Raw genomic sequence first — 16,571 nt, forward strand, 5'->3', positions numbered from 1 at the left:
GGTTTCATCGGGCGCGTTGACAAGGGTTCAACCCACGAGCTAAAAAGCAGGAGACAAATAATGGAGCGCTCATTTGCCGGAGAGGTGCGGTCGCTCGCCCTCGGAAAAGGCCAGACCTTCCATGGCGAAGGCATTCTGGCGGTGACCAAGGCGCTGCTGCAATCCGGCGTCAGTTACATCGGTGGTTATCAGGGAGCCCCTGTTTCCCACCTTATTGACGTGCTGGGCGATTCGCGCGATCTGCTCAGCGATCTAGGCATTTACTTTGAGGCCAACGCCTCTGAAGCCGGCGCCGCGGCCATGCTGGGCGCATCCATCAACTACCCCGTGCGCGGTGCCGTGACCTGGAAAAGCACCGTGGGCACCAACGTGGCGTCAGACGCGCTGTCGAACCTGGCCTCCGCTGGCGTGCAGGGTGGAGCGCTGGTCATTCTGGGTGAAGATTATGGAGAAGGCTCCAGCATCATCCAGGAGCGCACCCATGCGTTTGCGATGAAGTCGCAGATGTGGCTGATGGACCCCCGCCCCAATCTGACCTCCATCGTCAATTCGGTAGAGCAGAGTTTCGAGCTGTCAGAAGCCAGCAACACGCCGGTGATGCTGCAACTGCGCATCCGTGCGTGCCATGTCCATGGCACCTTTGAATGCAAGGACAACCGCGGACCCAAAATCTCCACGCATGCCCCTATTGAGTCGCCGACCTTCGATTACGCACGCATCAACCTTCCCCCTTCGATTTACGAGCACGAGCGCCAAAAGGTGGAAGAACGCTGGCCCGCCGCGGTGAAATTCATTCGCGAGCGCAAGCTCAATGAGCAATTCGATGGCGATCTGAGTGACGTGGGCATTGTTGTTCAGGGCGGGCTCTACAACGGTGTCATCCGCTCACTTCAACAGCTGGGCCTGGCTGACTCCTTCGGGGTTTCGCGTGTGCCGCTTTACGTCCTCAACGTGGTGTACCCGCTCGTGCCCGATGAGTTCCTGGAGTTTTGCAGCGGAAAACGCGCGGTCTTGATGGTGGAAGAAGGCCAACCCAACTACATCGAGGACTCGCTGCAGTCAGCACTGCGCCGCGCGGACGTAGCCACCATCATGCACGGCAAGGACATTCTGCCGATGGCCGGCGAGTACACCGGCGAAGTCCTGGTGCCTGCCATTGCCCGATTTCTGGAAAAGCTTGAACCCGAAGGTTTTGATGCTCGCCGGGCCATGGCTTTCGCCAATGCGATGAAAGACGCCAAGGAGCGTTCGAAAGAAGCGCTGGGCTCTCCAGTGCCTACGCGCCCCCCGGGTTTTTGCATCGGCTGCCCGGAGCGCCCGGTTTTCTCCGCCATCAAGCAGTTGCAAACAGAGATTGGCAAGGTGCACGTCAACGCCGATATCGGCTGCCATACATTCGGCACGCTGCCGCCGTTCAATGTGGGGAGCAGCGTTCTCGGCTATGGCCTGGGCCTTGCGAGCTCTTCAGGTATTGGCCCCCTGCTGCCCAACCGCACCATCAGCATCATGGGCGACGGTGGTTTCTGGCATAACGGCTTCACCAGTGGTGTCGTCAATGCGGTCTACAACGGACAGGACTCCGTGCTGGTGATCCTGAAGAACGGCTACACCTCCGCCACCGGCACCCAGGCCATTCCCTCGTCACCGACACAGCCAACCGCTCGCCCGCTGACACTCGACATTGAGAAAGCCATGCGAGGCGTGGGAGTGAAGTGGATTCGCACTGTCAGCAGCTACCGTGTGGAAGAAATGGTCGAGACCTTGCGCGAAGCCATGACCACTTCGGAAGGCGGCCTGAAGGTCATTTTGGCGGATGGCGAATGCCAACTGGAGCGCCAGCGCCGGACAAAGCCGCAGGTGGCTCAGAAGCTGAAAGACGGTGAGCGCGTGGTGCGAACTCGGTTCGGCATTGACGACGACGTGTGCACGGGTGACCACTCTTGCATCCGCCTCTCAGGCTGCCCTTCCCTGACCATCAAGCCCAACCCAAGCCCACTTCGCCAGGACCCCGTGGCCACGGTGAACAACGGCTGTGTGGGTTGCGGGCTTTGCGGCGAGAACGCGCACGCTGCTGTGCTGTGCCCATCGTTCTACAAGGCCGAGGTGGTGCAAAATGCCACGCGGTTCGAGCGCTTCATGGCGCGCGTACGCGGTGCCGTACTTGAGAGGCTTGCAGCATGACACGTCCGGTTTGCATTCTGGTGGCCGCATTGGGCGGCGAAGGTGGTGGCGTGCTCGCCGACTGGCTGATAGATGCCGCCACCCACGCCGGCTATCCCGTGCAGAGCACCTCTGTGCCAGGGGTGGCTCAGCGGACCGGCGCCACCACCTACTACGTGGAAATCTACCCGCGCCCACGCCATGAGCTGGGGGGCCGCGAGCCGGTGATGTCGCTGACGCCCACACCTGGTCAGCTGGATCTTGTAGCTGCATCCGAACTCGTAGAGGCCGGCCGTTCCATTCAGGCAGGCTATGTAGATCCCGAGCGGACCACACTGGTGACCTCCACGCACCGCGAGTATGCGGTCTCCGAGAAGTCGGCCATGGGCGATGGCCGCTACGACAGCGACCGCATCATCGACGCGGCAAACCAGCGCAGCCGCCGGGCCGTCATCTTTGATATGCGCACCATCGCTCAAAACAATGGCACGGTCATCAATACAGTGATGTTCGGGGCCATGGCAAGCTCAGGTGTTCTGCCTTTCGATCGCGCTGCATGCGAAGAGGCCATTCGGCGCTCCGGCAAAGCAGTCGATGCCAGCCTGCGCGGCTTCTCAGCTGGTTTCGATGCCGCGCAAGGGCGTTTTGCTGCTGCCGATAAGCTCGATGCCAGCGTAAAGGCCAGGCCAGCGGTATCACCGCGGGTCGCGAAGCTGCCAAGCGCACTGCACGAAGTGGCTACCGCTGGTGTCGACCTGACCACGGATTTCCAGGATGAACGCTACGCCGACTTCTATATGGACCGCGTGCAACGGCTCGTGGACAAAGCCGGCGAAGCCGAGCTTGGTCTTGCGGCTGCGGTGGAAGCTGCCCGGTATCTGGCCCTCTGGATGTCGTACGAGGACGTCATTCGCGTCGCCCAACTCAAGACCCGCCGCGAACGGCTGCAACGCGTGAGACGCGAAGTGGGCGCACGGGTCGGTGAACCTATCCGGATGACCGAGTTTCTGAAACCAGGGCTCGACGAGATTGCATCCGTCTTGCCTCCGAAGCTGGCGGCTTGGCTACGGCGCAAGGCCGCAGCCCGCCAGTGGCACCGGGGCATGTACATCCGCACCGACACCATTCGCGGTTTCCTGATGCTTTGCGGATTGCGAAGCCTGCGCCCGCTGCGCCGGCACATGTCCCGCTATGTGGAAGAGCAGGCCGTTATTGAACGCTGGCTCGCTGCAGTAGAAGCCGCCATGCCTGGCCCGCTAGGACTTGAAATAGCGCTGTGTGGCAATCTGGTCAAAGGCTATGGGGAGACCAGCCGCCGGGGCCACCGAAATCTTGAAGTGATCCTGCAGCAGGTCGCCGAGGGCGCCACGGCGGAGAGAGTCAAAACAGCACGCGTCGCGGCACTGGCCGACCCCGAGGGCCGTCAGCTCTCGGCGGCGGTAGGGCAGCCCATCGTGCGACCTATTCAGATCATCAGACGAAAGCCTTCCAACTAGTTTTTCACCCTCACGATTCAAAGGAGACAAGCATGAAAAATAACCGTAGAACATTCATCGCCGGCATCGCACTGGCATCCCTGGCCACGGCCGCGACTATGGCCATAGCAGCAGATGGCCCCATCAAGATCGGTGCAATCGTGTCTGCTACAGGCCCGGCGTCCTTCCTGGGCGATCCCCAGCAGAAGACGCTGGAGCAGTACGTGGCCAAGATCAATACAGAAGGCGGCGTGCTGGGCCGCAAACTGAGCCTCGTCTTGTACGACGATGCCAGTGATGCGAACAAGGCCAATGCTTTCGCGCGCCGGCTGATCATTCAGGACGAGGTGGACATCATCCTGGGCGCTTCGAGCACGGGCTCCACCATGGCGATGGTGCCGCAGATCGATGCCGCCAAGATCCCCAACATCTCGCTGGCCGCAGCCTCCGTGATCGTGGAGCCGGTCAAGCCCTTCGTCTTCAAGATGCCTCACTCCGACCGTATGGCGGCCTACAAGGTGCTGGAGGACATGAAAAAGCGCGGCTTCACGCAGGTAGCGCTCCTGTCTGACACCGGCGGCTTCGGTAAATCAGGCCGGACCGAGACGCTCAAGGCAGCCGAAGCACTGGGCATGAAGATCGTGGAAGACCAGACCTACGGGGAGAAGGACACAGACATGACGCCGCAATTGACGCGTGCGAAGTCATCGCCTGCACAAGCCATCTTGCTCTTTGGCACTGGTCAGGCGCCTGCGATCATTGCGCGCAACTACCAGCAGCTTGCGATCAAGCAACCGCTCTACACCACCCACGGCCAGGCATCGCTCGAGTTCGTGCGGATTGCCGGCAAGGCTTCGGAAGGGATCCGCATGCCCTCACCCGCTCTGCTGATCGCCAAGGCCCTGCCCGCCAATGATCCCCAGCGCAAGGTGAGTGTGGACTACGCCACCAGCTACGAAACCAAATTCAAATCAGACGTCTCCACCTTCGGTGGGTACGCGCACGACGCGCTCTATCTGGCCGTAGATGCCATCAAACGTGCAGGTGGCACTGACAAGGCCAAAGTCCGGGCGGCGATCGAAGCCACCAAGGGATTTGTGGGCGTGAGCGGTATCTACACGATGACTCCGCAAGACCACATGGGTCTGGACAACTCAGCCTTCCGAATGGTGGAGATCGTGAACGGCGCGTTCAAAGAAGTTCGCTGATTTCCCATGATGCTCCGGACTGCTGATTTCCGGACGCGCGCGCGCTCCCGGCTGCCACGCTTTGTCTTCGACTATGTAGACGGCGCAGCCGAGGACGAGCAATGCATCGTCCGCAACGAGACAGATCTGCGCTCACTTCACCTGCTGCCCACGTGCCTGCGGGATACGACTGAGCAGGACATGTCCATTGAAGTGTTTGGCCAGCGATGGGCTGCCCCGGTGGGCATCGCACCAGTGGGTTTCGCCGGCCTCGTGCGCCCCGGTGGAGATGCCATGCTCGCACGCGCGGCGGCTTCTGCCGGAGTTCCCTTTGTGCTGTCCACCGCATCGAATGAGCGCCTGGAGCTGGTACGGTCGGGAGCCGCCGGGGGCATGCAGTGGCTGCAGCTCTACGTCATGTCAGATCGCGCCATTGCAGAGCAGATGGTGCGTCGTGCGAAGAGCGCAGGCTATGGCGCGCTCGTGCTGACCGTGGACGTGCCGGTGAGTGGTATGCGCGAGAGGGATCTGCGCAACGGCTTCAAGCTGCCCTTCCGCCCGGGTGTGCGAACGCTGGCCGATCTGGTGACTCACCCTGCGTGGTCGCTCTCCATGGCGTTCGCGGGATCACCAGGCTTTGTCAATCTTTCGGACGGCACGGGGAAAACCTCGCCTCAGCTTCAAGCTGCCTTGCTGGCAAGAACGATGGACCGGAGTCTCACCTGGGAGTCGCTGAAGTGGCTGCGCGGCCTATGGGATGGCCCCTTGCTGGTGAAAGGCCTTCTGCATCCGGACGATGCGAAACGCGCGCTGGCGCATGGGGTGGATGGCATTGTTGTCTCCAACCATGGAGGACGCCAGCTCGACTGCGTGCCTTCCACCATCTCAGCGCTCCCGGCGATCGTTCAAGCTCTGGACGGGCGGGTGCCAATCTTCATCGACGGTGGGTTTCGCAGGGGAAGCGATGTCGTCAAAGCCATCGCGCTCGGCGCCACAGCGGCCTTTGTCGGCCGGCCTGCCATCTGGGGCCTTGCAGCGAACGGCGAAGCCGGCGTTGCAGCCACCTTGCGACTTTTCATCGACGAATTCAGCAGAACCATGACGCTCCTCGGAGCTTCACGCGTTTCCGATGTTCAACCGCACCACGTACAAAAAAATGTCTGACCTCCCACAGTTCCTTTTCTCGGGCCTGACGACAGGCGCGGTCTATGCGCTTGCCGCCCTGGGCTTCTCGCTGATCTACAACGCCAGCGGTGTCATCAACTTCGCGCAGGGCGATTTCTTGATGCTTTCGGCTATGGTCACTGCCACGCTACTGACCAAGGGCATGGCTCTCAGCGGCTCGATTGCCATCGGCATTGCAGTCACGGTGCTGGTGGGGGTGCTGCTTTACCGATTAGCCATACAGCCTGCTGGTAACGCGGATGTTGTGACGCTCATCATCATCACCATTGGGGCTTCGATCTTCATACAGGGTGTGGTGCAGGTCACCTTGGGCAAGAACCAGCAGGTTCTTCCTCCGTGGACGGGCGATGCACCCCTTCAGATCCTGGGCGCTTACGTGCTGCCGCAGGCGCTCTGGGTGCTCGGCACGGCTGCGGTCCTGGTTGCCGGTTGCGCGATCTTCTTCAAGGGCACATTGACGGGAAAAGCCATGCTGGCCGTGGCAGCCAACCGCATGGCCGCCATGGCTGTGGGCATCCCCGCCAAGCGCGTGCTTCAACTCTCTTTCGGCCTCTCCGCACTGCTGGGAGCAGTCGCCGGGGTGGTGTCAGCACCTATCACCACCACGGTATATGACATTGGTCTCATGCTAGGCATGAAAGGCTTCGTGGCAGCTACCCTGGGCGGTCTGGGCAGCGGTGTGGGCGCCGTCGTCGGTGGGCTTCTCGTGGGCATTCTCGAGGCTCTGGTGGCGGGCTACATCTCATCGGCGTACAAGGATGCTGTGCCCTTCGTGCTCATCATCTTGCTGCTGCTCGTGATGCCCCATGGCCTGTTTGGATCACGCAAGACGGACCGCGTATGAACCAGCGCCTCCCTCTCATTCTGACGGCGCTGGCGCTGATCGCCCTGCCCTTCGCGCTGCCGAACAACTTCATGCTCGACATCGCGATCCGCATCGGCCTGGCCGCCATTGCCGTGATCGGCCTGAACCTGCTCATGGGCTTCGCCGGGCAGATCAGCATCGGACATGCGGCCTTCGTCGCCATTGGCGCGTATGGAAGCGCCATCGTGGCCACGCGATTCGGATGGCCTCCCTTGCTTTCAATTCCCGTCTCTGCCGTGGGTGCAGCCATCGTCGCCTGGTTGATCGCCAAGCCCATCCTCCGGCTGAAAGGCCACTCACTGACCATGGCCACGCTGGGCCTCGGAGTGATTGTCAACATCGTGCTCATCAACGAAGTGGATTGGACCGGCGGGCCCGACGGTATGCCCGTACCTCCATTGGCTTTCGGCAGCTTTGCACTGGTGAAACTGGGCCACTGGTACATATTGGTGGCAGCCTTGCTGTTTGTCGCCATCGTGCTTTCTCTCAACCTCTTCGGATCGCCTGCGGGTCGAGCATTGCGCGGACTCCATGGATCTGAGTACGCGGCCCGGGTGGTGGGTGTGGATGTCAGCGCATTCAAGGTCAGGGTGTTCATCGCTTCAGCCGTTTTCGCCACTGTATCGGGCAGTCTGACTGGTCACTACCTGGCGTTCATCAGCCCATCCATTGCATCGTTCGCCCACTCGGTCGAGCTGGCAACCATGGTGGTACTGGGCGGGATGTCGAGCACTTTCGGCGCGGTGCTGGGCGCCGCGTTGCTGACGATGCTCCCTCAGCTCGTGGGCGGCCTTCACGGCTACGAAGCCATCGTGTTTGGACTGGTGCTGATGCTCACCATGATGTTCATGCCCAAAGGCCTGGTCCCATCGATTGCCCTGCGCCTGAAGAAGAACAAGGGGAAATAAGTGCTTGCCATCAAATCCCTATCCAGAAGCTTTGGCGGCGTCGCTGCCGTTGACAATGTCTCCTTCGATGTGCAGAGCGGCCATGTGCACTCCGTCATCGGTCCCAATGGCGCAGGCAAGACCACGCTGTTCAACTTGATCAGCGGAGTCTATGAACCCAGCTCAGGCGAAGTGCTGCTGGACAACACGCCGATCAACGGCCTGCCACCGGAAGAGCTGGCGCGTCGCGGCATGTGCCGAACTTTCCAGAACCTGCAGATTTGTATGAACATGACCGCTTGCGAGAACGTCATGCTCGGGGCGCACCTGCACGCCAACACCGGGCTTTGGTCAGGCTTTCTCGGCTTGACGCGCACAGCTGACCGCAAGCTGGAAGCGCGTGCCTACGAGCTGATGGATTACGTGGGCGTAGAAAGCGCCCGCCACGCCCACGCCACCCAACTGTCCTTTGGAGTGCTGAAACGCCTGGAGATCGCACGTGCGCTCGCGGCCAACCCCCGACTTCTGCTCCTGGATGAACCAGCGGCGGGCTTGAACGACAGCGAAACCCACGCCGTGGGCGAACTCATTCGCAAGATCGCAGCAGGAGGCACCACAGTGCTCCTGGTAGAGCATGACATGAAGATGGTGATGGCCATCTCGGATCACATCGTCGTGATGGATCAGGGCAAGAAGCTCGCTGAAGGCACAGCACAGCAGGTTCGCGCCAACCCTGCGGTGGTGGCGGCCTACCTGGGAGTTGACGCATGAGCAGCGCTACCGTTCTGAAAGTGACCGGCTTGACCTCCGGCTATGGGCGTATTGAGGCCTTGCGAGGGGTTGACCTGGAATTGAAGGCTGGTCAACTGGTCGCGCTGGTGGGCGCCAATGGCGCCGGCAAGACCACCTTGCTGAGAACGCTCTCCGGACTGATCACTGCACGCAGCGGCACCGTCGAACTGCTTGGACAGGACATCACGCGCCTGGCTGCAGAGACCCGGGTGCGCCGCGGATTGGCCCAAGTGCTGGAAGGTCGCCAGGTGTTCGGGCCTCTATCGGTGATCGACAACCTGCGCCTGGGCGGCTATACCCACAAGCCCGATCCTGATCGCATTGAAGAGATGTTCAATCTTTTCCCCATCCTGCGGACCAAGAAGGATCAGGCGGCATGGCAACTCTCGGGCGGGCAGCAGCAGATGCTCGCCATGGGTCGCGCTCTCATGAGCCGCCCCAAGGTCCTGCTGCTGGATGAGCCCTCAATGGGCCTGGCGCCTCTCCTTGTGAAGGAGGTGTTCGAAGTCATCAAGCGACTGAAGGACAGCGGAGTACCCATTTTGCTGGTGGAGCAGAACGCACGCGCCGCGCTCGCCATTGCAGACCACGGCTACGTGCTCGAGACGGGGCGCATCGCCCTGTCCGGCCCGGCCAGTGAGCTGGCGGCTGACGAACGCGTCCGCTCGGCCTATCTGGGTATATGAGGCGCTCCGAAGTCTGGGAACGCTTTCATATTCAACGCCCATGCAGAGCAACGCCTGCGGCTTGCGCCAGCGCCTTTTGATTTCCTGCGTTCACCCCCTTGAGGGTGGCGCACAACACCGAGGAGAACTGAGATGAACGCCCCCTGCATCCAATCGATCGAGGCACGCGCGGTCAACGTCCCGCTGGAGTTCCCCGTCAGAACCAGCGTGGGCATCGTAGATACGGCCCCTCTCGTCCTCATCGACCTGAAAACCAACTCTGGCATAGTGGGTCGAAGCTATGTGTTCACCTACACGCCGCTCGCACTCAAGGCCACCCTGGAAATGGTGCACTCACTGGGAGGCCTGTTGACGGGCCTGCCACTCGCTCCTGCCGACCTGGACACCCTCCTCTCGTCTCGCCTCCGGCTGATTGGCAAGACCGGGTTGACTCAGATTGCCTGCGCTGGCCTGGATATGGCCGTATGGGATGCCCACGCCCAGTTCCTTGGCCGCCCACTGGTGGAAGTCTTGGGCGGAACGCGCAGACCCATTCCAGCCTATGACAGCCACAGCATGGACGGCATAGAACTGGGTTGCCAGCGTGCCGAACGGTCAGCGAAAGCCGGCTTCAAGGCGATCAAGACAAAGCTCGGCCACGCCACCCTGGAAGAAGACCTCAAGGTCATTCGCGCTCTGCGCAAGACGGTGGGCACTAGCGTGCAGATCCTTGTCGACTACAACCAGGGTCTCACGGTGCCCGAAGCGATTCGGCGCATCCATGTTCTGGAAGCAGAGGACCTCGGATGGATCGAGGAACCCGTCATTCAGGAGAACTTGCGCGGCTACGCTGAAATTCGGAGCCGCACGCGCACACCTATCCAGATGGGCGAGAACTGGTGGGGCCCGGGGGACATGCACAACGCGCTGGAAGCTGGCGCCTGCGATCTTGCGATGCCCGACGCCATGAAGATCGGCGGCGTGACGGGATGGATGAAAGCAGCCGCACTGGCGCAAGTCCATGGCATTCCCATGTCCAGCCACGTCTTCGAAGAATTCAGCGCCCACCTCATGATGGTGACGCCCACTGCGCACATCTTTGAACGTATGGACCTGGCCGGTCCCATTCTGGCCAGATCCGTCCAGTACGAGAACGGGCATGCCGTTCTGGATGACACGCCGGGGGTCGGTATCAGCTGGAACGAGAGTGCTGTGGCCCGCTACGCTGCCTGATTAGCCAGTGGCGCATCTTCATCTTTACGAAGATCTACAGTAGATTCGAGGCGGCCAAGGCTTGGTTGGAGATCAATTCGCCGTGGCCCGCCACGCCATCGGGATTGCCGTCAGAGGGGACCAGCTACGCCAGGGCCGAGCGAAGCAATGGCCCGATCCATGTTCCCCACCCCTTTGGCCGTGCCGAGGAGCGCAGGGCCAGGGGCGGGCAAGAGCACTGCAAGATGCTCTTGCTTCGTGAACTAGCTTGCGGCAGCTGTTTGACCGAAGAGAGCGAAGTGAACGAAGGGAGTTCTGCCGCGCCGCCCCTGGACCAAGCACCGCAGGTTGCCCGTAGCGAAGTGTGGGGTCGCGGCCGGCATAGGCACGGACTTGGGGCCGCCTTTCTTTTGCCTACTTTTCTTCGGCCGGCGATCCGGGGGCCGGCCATCCGGTGGCGGAGCAAAGAACAAGTAGGTGCGCCGCCGGGCGCACATCCCGGCCTCCGACCTCACTGAAAGAGCAGAAGGTAATTAGTAACCACTGCGACTAAAACAACCGCTGCTTGCCCTCACCGGTTGGCCGGCCCCCCTGCCCTCTCTCGCAAGCGGGAGAGGGAGTAAATACCCCCGACTCGGCGAGCGCGGCTATGACAAGGCGTGCAACGCCTCAGAAGGGCCTATTTCGCAGCCTGCGGGACACGCTGCCCCCACCCCACCAACAACCACAGCAAGGCAAGCCCGGTGGTCGCCGCAAATACCGTATTGGCGCTACCGCTCTTGAGCAGCAACCCACCCAACGCACCGCCCGCAAACAAGCCAAGCGACTGCAAAGTGTTGTACACCCCCAGCGCCGCGCCGCGCGCATGACCGGGCGCCAGGCGCGAGATCAGGCTAGGCTGACTGGCTTCCAGAATGTTGAACGCCACAAAGAAAAAGAACAATACGATGCCCAAGGCCCAAAGACCCGGCATCTGGCCCGACAGTAGCCAAAACGCCACCTGAACTGCGAACAGCAGTGCAATCGCGCCCCGCAGGACCGCGCGCAGGTAACCGCGCCGCTCCAGGGAGAACAAACCGCCCAACAGCAGGAACGAAGCGAGCACCGCCGGCAGGTAGACATGCCAGTGCAGCGCCTTATCCAAGCCGGCCTGAACCAGCAGGCCGGGCACCACCACCCACATGGCCATCTGCACCGTATGCAACACAAAAACGCCCAGGTCCAGACGCCATAGATCCGGATGCATCCACACATCCTTCAAACGGCCCCGGGGTTGGTCAGCGTGCTTGGCGGGTTCAGGCGGCGTCCAGCCCAGAATGACCACAATGCCCAACACAGCCAGCACCGCGGTCAGGATGAACAGACCGGAAAGTCCGAACCACGCCGCCAAAGCCGGTGCTGCCATAAGGGAAATCGCAAAGGTCAGGCCTATGCTGGCCCCCACCAGAGCCATGCCCTTGGTGCGCACTTCATCACGGGTCAAATCAGCCAGGAGCGCGGTGACGGCTGCCGAGATGGCGCCTGCACCTTGCAATCCACGCCCTACAGCCAGCATTTGCACACTGCCTGCACTAGCTGCCAGCAAGCTGCCCAAGGCGAACACGATCAAGCCCAGCACAATGATGCGTTTGCGCCCGAAATGATCGGACGCCAGGCCCAGGGGCACCTGCATGAGCGCCTGGGTGAGGCCGTAAACGCCCATTGCCAAGCCGACAAGGGCTGGATCATCGCCACCGGGCAGGCGCGCGGCTTCCAGTGCGAACACCGGCAGCACCAGGAACAAACCCAGCATGCGCAACGCGAATATCGCCGCCAGCGAAAAGCTGGCCCGGCGTTCGGTGGGCGTCATGCGGTGGGTGGGGGCAGAGATTTTGGGATCGGGGGAGGCAACAGACATGGGCGCAAACAGGCACCAGCCGAAAAATCGGCGACGGCGTATTGTCATTCATCTGACCCGCCTGCACTTGACTCAAGTCAAGCGTGAACAAATTCCAGCGTTCGGCGACCCGCCGGGGAGATGAGAAAGCGCCTGTTTTGAATCAGCCTGACCCATGCAACTGACAAACCTCTGCACAAAAACCCAGTACCGCCGATAATCTAATGTTGCCCTGCCGATAGCCTTATCTTGAACGCACGCATTCCTCCCGAGCCCACTGAGCAGACCCAGCCGACACCGCAGACGGCCCCTGCAACCGATGAATCCCGCCACCTTGCCGCCGCCTTGCGCGCGCAGCGGATCAGTGTGCGCGGCGCACGCACGCACAACCTGAAGAACATCGATATCGATATTCCTCGCAATCAGCTGGTGGTGATCACCGGCTTGAGCGGCTCCGGAAAATCTTCGCTGGCTTTTGACACGCTCTACGCCGAAGGCCAGCGGCGCTATGTGGAAAGCCTGTCTGCCTATGCGCGGCAGTTTCTGCAGTTGATGGACAAACCGGATGTCGATCTGATTGAAGGGCTTTCGCCCGCCATCAGCATCGAGCAAAAGGCCACCAGCCACAACCCGCGCTCCACCGTGGGCACCGTGACTGAGATTCACGATTACCTGCGCCTGTTGTTCGCCCGTGCAGGCACGCCCTACTGCCCCGACCACGACCTGCCTTTGGCCATGCAGAGCGTGAGCCAGATGGTAGACACAGCCCTGGCACTGCCCGAAGAAACCCGCCTGATGATCCTGGCGCCCGTGGCGCGTGAGAAAAAGGGCGAATATGTGGAGATGTTCGAGCAGATGCGGGCGCAGGGCTACGTTCGTTTCCGCGTGGATGGCCAGATTCTGGAGGCGGAGAACCTGCCGGCCTTGAAAAAGGCAGAAAAGCACGATATCGACGTTGTGATCGATCGGCTCAAGGTACGCCCAGACATGGCTTCGCGCCTGGCAGACAGTTTTGAGGCCGCCCTGCGCCTGGCCGATGGCAGAGCCATTGCGATGGAGATGGATTCTGGGCGCGAGCACCTGTTCAATGCACGCTTTGCCTGCCCCGCTTGTGGCTACTCGATTGCCGAACTCGAACCACGCCTGTTCTCTTTCAATTCACCAGTCGGCGCGTGTCCGACTTGCGACGGCATCGGGACCACGGAGGTCTTTGATACAGACCGGGTGGTGGCCTTCCCTTCGCTGAGCCTGGCCAGCGGCGCCATCAAGGGCTGGGACCGACGCAATGGCTACTACTTCGCCTTGCTCGAAAGCCTGGCCAAGCATTACAAATTCAGTGTCGAGACGCCATTCGAAGATTTACCCGAAGCTGTACGCCATGCGATCTTGCACGGCTCGGGTGAGGAAGAGATCAAATTCAGCTATACCTTTGACTCCGGTGCGTCAGCAGGCAAGAAAGTTAACAAAAAGCATGCATTCGAAGGCATCTTGCCCAATATGGCAAGGCGCTACCGGGAAACTGATTCCCAGGTGGTGCGCGAGGAGCTGGCTCGGTACCGCAGCTACCAACCCTGCACGGACTGCGGCGGCACGCGCCTGAAGCGCGAGGCGCGCAGCGTCAAGCTGGGTGACGGCGAGCAACGCCGGGCCATCTATGAAATCAGCCATGTGACGCTGGGTGAAGCCAAAGCCTACTTTGAAACCCTGCAACTCACCGGTTCCCGGGCCGAGATCGCCGACAAGGTGGTGCGCGAAATCGGCAACCGGCTGAAGTTCCTTAACGACGTGGGCCTGAACTACCTGAGCCTTGATCGCAGCGCTGAAACACTCAGCGGCGGTGAATCGCAGCGGATACGACTGGCCAGCCAGATTGGCAGCGGCCTGACGGGCGTCATGTACGTTCTTGACGAACCCAGCATCGGACTGCACCAGCGCGACAACGACAGGCTGATAGGAACGCTGCAGCATCTGCGGGACATCGGCAACAGCGTGCTGGTGGTCGAGCACGACGAAGACATGATCCGCGCGGCTGACCATGTGATTGACATGGGCCCCGGCGCTGGCGTGCACGGTGGGCGCGTGATGGCGCAAGGCAACTTTGAGCAGGTGGCTGCGACCCCTGGCTCCGTCACAGGACAATACCTGAGCGGCACACGCCGCATCGAGATTCCCGAGCGCAGGCCGCCGCCTCCCGGCATGTCGGGCGCATCTGAGGGAAAGCAGGAAACACCCGCACCTGAAGGCGTTCTGCGCATCGTCGGCGCCAGCGGCAATAACCTCAAGAACGTCACGGTGGACTTCCCCGTGGGTCTGCTGACCTGCGTGACAGGCGTTTCCGGGTCCGGCAAGTCCACGCTGGTCAACGACACGCTGCACAAGGCCGCTTCGCGCCATATTCACCGAGCGCACGATGAACCGGCACCCAATGAAGGCATAGAGGGCCTGGAGCAGTTCGACAAAGTGATCGCTGTCGACCAATCTCCCATCGGCCGTACGCCGCGCAGCAACCCTGCCACCTACACGGGCCTTTTTACGCCGATTCGGGAGCTGATGTCAGAGACCAATACCGCGAAGGAACGCGGCTATGGGCCTGGCCGGTTCTCGTTCAACGTGCCGCAATCGAGTGGTGGCGGACGCTGCGAATCCTGCCAGGGCGATGGCGTGGTGAAAGTCGAGATGCACTTTCTGCCAGATGTCTACGTGCCTTGCGACATCTGCCATGGCAAGCGCTACAACCGCGAGACCCTGGAGATCCAGTGGAAGGGCAAGAACATCGCGCAGATTCTCGAAATGACGGTCGAAGCCGCGCACGCCTATTTCAAGGATCAGCCCACTATTGCGCGCAAGCTGCAAACGCTGCTGGATGTGGGCCTGAGCTACATCACGCTGGGCCAAAGCGCGACCACGCTGTCGGGCGGCGAGGCGCAGCGCGTCAAACTGGCACTGGAGCTGAGCAAGCGCGATACCGGTCGCACGCTGTACATCCTGGATGAGCCCACCACGGGCTTGCACTTTGCCGACATCGACTTGCTGCTGAAGGTGCTTCACCAGTTGCGCGAAGCCGGCAACACCATCGTGGTGATCGAGCACAACCTGGACGTCATCAAGATCGCCGACTGGCTGATCGACATGGGGCCCGAAGGCGGTGCAGGGGGCGGCACGGTCGTGGGCGTGGGCACACCGGAAGACCTGGCTGCGAACACAGCCAGTTATACGGGTCGGTATCTCAAGCGCTTGCTGTAGGGCGCGGCTGCACAGCCAGGGGAAACGCCTTCATTCGGGTTGCACGCCAGCTTCTTTGAGGCCTTTGCCCCACGAGTCGTACTGCTGCTGAACGTGGCGCTTGTGCTCTGCGAGGCTGATCAGCTTGACATCGAAGCCTTGAGATTCGAGCCTTTTTCGGAACTCGGGATTGCGCGAAATTTTTTCAAGTTCGGTGTTGACGCGCGACAGAATCTCCGGCGGCGTACCCGGAGGCGCCGCGATGCCGACCCAGACGATCAGGTTGAACGTCGTGATGCCGTTTTCCGCGAGCGTCGGCACGTTGGGATAAGACGCAATGCGCACAGGCGATGCCGCTGCCAGCGCGCGCAGTTTGCCCGCCTTCAACTGGGGGCCAGCAACAGAGACGTCCAGCCAGGCGTAATCGACCTGGCCACCCAAGAGGTCTGTGATGACCTGCGGCACCGTTTTGTAAGGCACGGGCAGCACCTTGATCTTGGCCATCGATGCGAAGGTGGCGGCAGTGGCCTGCTGGCTGCTGGATCCGTAACCGTAGGTCAGCTTGCCGGGATTGGCCGTCGCGTCATCGACCAGTTCCTTCATGGTCCTGAACCGAGACGTTTCGTTGACACACAGCACCAGCGGTATCGTCACCAGGTTGGCAATGTGAGCGAAATCATTGACCGCGTCGTAACCCACGTTCTTCATCAACCACGGCGCTGCCGAATTGGACGATGACCCCGTGATGCCCAGCGTGTAGCCATCCGGCTGTGCTTTAGCGATCATGCCTGCACCGAGTGCGCCATTCGTTCCCGGCTTGTTGTCGATCACCACCGGCACGTTGAGCGCGACGCGCAATTCATCAGCCACCACCCGCGCCATGTTGTCCGCGCCGCTCCCGGCGCCGAAAGGCACGATCAGCCGGATAGGTTTGCTGGGCCAGGAGGGATCTGCTGCAAAGGCATCTGTATGGAAACAGGCCGCCAGGCTAGCGGCACCAGCTGCCAGCAGCAGTTGGCGTCTTTCTTGAAATGCGGTCATGTGT

12 protein-coding genes are annotated in these 16,571 nt (G+C 61.3%); 10 read left to right on the top strand and 2 right to left on the bottom strand.

Translation table 11 applies throughout. The annotated features are described in order from the left end of the window. Window positions 1-60 precede the first annotated feature (60 nt). From ABIE13_RS15910 to ABIE13_RS15950, 9 genes are all read left to right on the top strand, one after another. Window positions 61-2,181, top strand: a complete 2,121-nt coding sequence (locus tag ABIE13_RS15910; RefSeq protein WP_354445154.1) for an indolepyruvate ferredoxin oxidoreductase subunit alpha — start codon at window positions 61-63, stop codon at window positions 2,179-2,181. Further along, window positions 2,178-3,656: an indolepyruvate oxidoreductase subunit beta family protein gene (locus ABIE13_RS15915; RefSeq protein ID WP_354445156.1), complete on the top strand. Its 1,479-nt coding sequence runs from the start codon at window positions 2,178-2,180 to the stop codon at window positions 3,654-3,656. Before ABIE13_RS15910 ends, ABIE13_RS15915 begins: the two co-directional genes overlap by 4 nt. Window positions 3,657-3,688: 32 nt before the next feature. Beyond that, window positions 3,689-4,843: an ABC transporter substrate-binding protein gene (locus ABIE13_RS15920; protein ID WP_354445158.1), complete on the top strand. Its 1,155-nt coding sequence runs from the start codon at window positions 3,689-3,691 to the stop codon at window positions 4,841-4,843. Between the two features lie 6 nt (window positions 4,844-4,849). Continuing rightward, window positions 4,850-5,986, top strand: coding sequence for an alpha-hydroxy acid oxidase (locus ABIE13_RS15925; RefSeq protein WP_354445160.1), 1,137 nt, complete (start codon window positions 4,850-4,852; stop codon window positions 5,984-5,986). Continuing rightward, window positions 5,979-6,851: a branched-chain amino acid ABC transporter permease gene (locus tag ABIE13_RS15930; protein ID WP_354445162.1), complete on the top strand. Its 873-nt coding sequence runs from the start codon at window positions 5,979-5,981 to the stop codon at window positions 6,849-6,851. Before ABIE13_RS15925 ends, ABIE13_RS15930 begins: the two co-directional genes overlap by 8 nt. Beyond that, the gene (locus tag ABIE13_RS15935) at window positions 6,848-7,780 is read left to right on the top strand and encodes a branched-chain amino acid ABC transporter permease (protein WP_354445164.1); all 933 of its coding nucleotides are present in this window, start codon (window positions 6,848-6,850) and stop codon (window positions 7,778-7,780) included. Before ABIE13_RS15930 ends, ABIE13_RS15935 begins: the two co-directional genes overlap by 4 nt. Continuing rightward, a complete protein-coding gene (locus ABIE13_RS15940) occupies window positions 7,781-8,530 on the top strand; it encodes an ABC transporter ATP-binding protein (protein WP_354445166.1) in 750 nt (249 codons plus the stop codon). Beyond that, complete coding sequence (locus ABIE13_RS15945; protein WP_354445168.1) at window positions 8,527-9,237, top strand: ABC transporter ATP-binding protein; 711 nt, start codon at window positions 8,527-8,529, stop codon at window positions 9,235-9,237. Before ABIE13_RS15940 ends, ABIE13_RS15945 begins: the two co-directional genes overlap by 4 nt. A gap of 132 nt (window positions 9,238-9,369) precedes the next feature. Beyond that, a complete protein-coding gene (locus ABIE13_RS15950; protein ID WP_354445170.1) occupies window positions 9,370-10,449 on the top strand; it encodes an enolase C-terminal domain-like protein in 1,080 nt (359 codons plus the stop codon). 658 nt (window positions 10,450-11,107) lie between these two features. On the opposite strand, the gene ABIE13_RS15955 is transcribed toward ABIE13_RS15950, so the two are convergent. Beyond that, the gene (locus ABIE13_RS15955) at window positions 11,108-12,277 is read right to left on the bottom strand and encodes an MFS transporter (RefSeq protein ID WP_354445606.1); all 1,170 of its coding nucleotides are present in this window, start codon (window positions 12,275-12,277) and stop codon (window positions 11,108-11,110) included. Between the two features lie 372 nt (window positions 12,278-12,649). Between ABIE13_RS15955 and uvrA the strand changes: the two genes are divergently transcribed. Then, window positions 12,650-15,547, top strand: coding sequence for an excinuclease ABC subunit UvrA (gene uvrA / locus ABIE13_RS15960; protein WP_354445608.1), 2,898 nt, complete (start codon window positions 12,650-12,652; stop codon window positions 15,545-15,547). Window positions 15,548-15,577: 30 nt separating this feature from the next. On the opposite strand, the gene ABIE13_RS15965 is transcribed toward uvrA, so the two are convergent. Next, a complete protein-coding gene (locus ABIE13_RS15965) occupies window positions 15,578-16,567 on the bottom strand; it encodes a Bug family tripartite tricarboxylate transporter substrate binding protein (RefSeq protein ID WP_354445172.1) in 990 nt (329 codons plus the stop codon). Window positions 16,568-16,571: the final 4 nt, after the last annotated feature.

Source organism: Ottowia thiooxydans, assembly GCF_040548795.1.
Lineage (GTDB): Bacteria > Pseudomonadota > Gammaproteobacteria > Burkholderiales > Burkholderiaceae_C > Ottowia > Ottowia thiooxydans_A.

What these genes read in the sequence shown, in the direction of transcription:
- ABIE13_RS15910 (WP_354445154.1), top strand. Translation starts at nt 61, where the DNA reads ATGGAGCGCTCATTTGCCGGAGAGGTGCGGTCGCTCGCCCTCGGAAAA.
- ABIE13_RS15915 (WP_354445156.1), top strand. Translation starts at nt 2,178, where the DNA reads ATGACACGTCCGGTTTGCATTCTGGTGGCCGCATTGGGCGGCGAAGGT.
- ABIE13_RS15920 (WP_354445158.1), top strand. Translation starts at nt 3,689, where the DNA reads ATGAAAAATAACCGTAGAACATTCATCGCCGGCATCGCACTGGCATCC.
- ABIE13_RS15925 (WP_354445160.1), top strand. Translation starts at nt 4,850, where the DNA reads ATGATGCTCCGGACTGCTGATTTCCGGACGCGCGCGCGCTCCCGGCTG.
- ABIE13_RS15930 (WP_354445162.1), top strand. Translation starts at nt 5,979, where the DNA reads ATGTCTGACCTCCCACAGTTCCTTTTCTCGGGCCTGACGACAGGCGCG.
- ABIE13_RS15935 (WP_354445164.1), top strand. Translation starts at nt 6,848, where the DNA reads ATGAACCAGCGCCTCCCTCTCATTCTGACGGCGCTGGCGCTGATCGCC.
- ABIE13_RS15945 (WP_354445168.1), top strand. Translation starts at nt 8,527, where the DNA reads ATGAGCAGCGCTACCGTTCTGAAAGTGACCGGCTTGACCTCCGGCTAT.
- ABIE13_RS15950 (WP_354445170.1), top strand. Translation starts at nt 9,370, where the DNA reads ATGAACGCCCCCTGCATCCAATCGATCGAGGCACGCGCGGTCAACGTC.
- ABIE13_RS15955 (WP_354445606.1), bottom strand. Translation starts at nt 12,277, where the DNA reads ATGACGCCCACCGAACGCCGGGCCAGCTTTTCGCTGGCGGCGATATTC.
- ABIE13_RS15965 (WP_354445172.1), bottom strand. Translation starts at nt 16,567, where the DNA reads ATGACCGCATTTCAAGAAAGACGCCAACTGCTGCTGGCAGCTGGTGCC.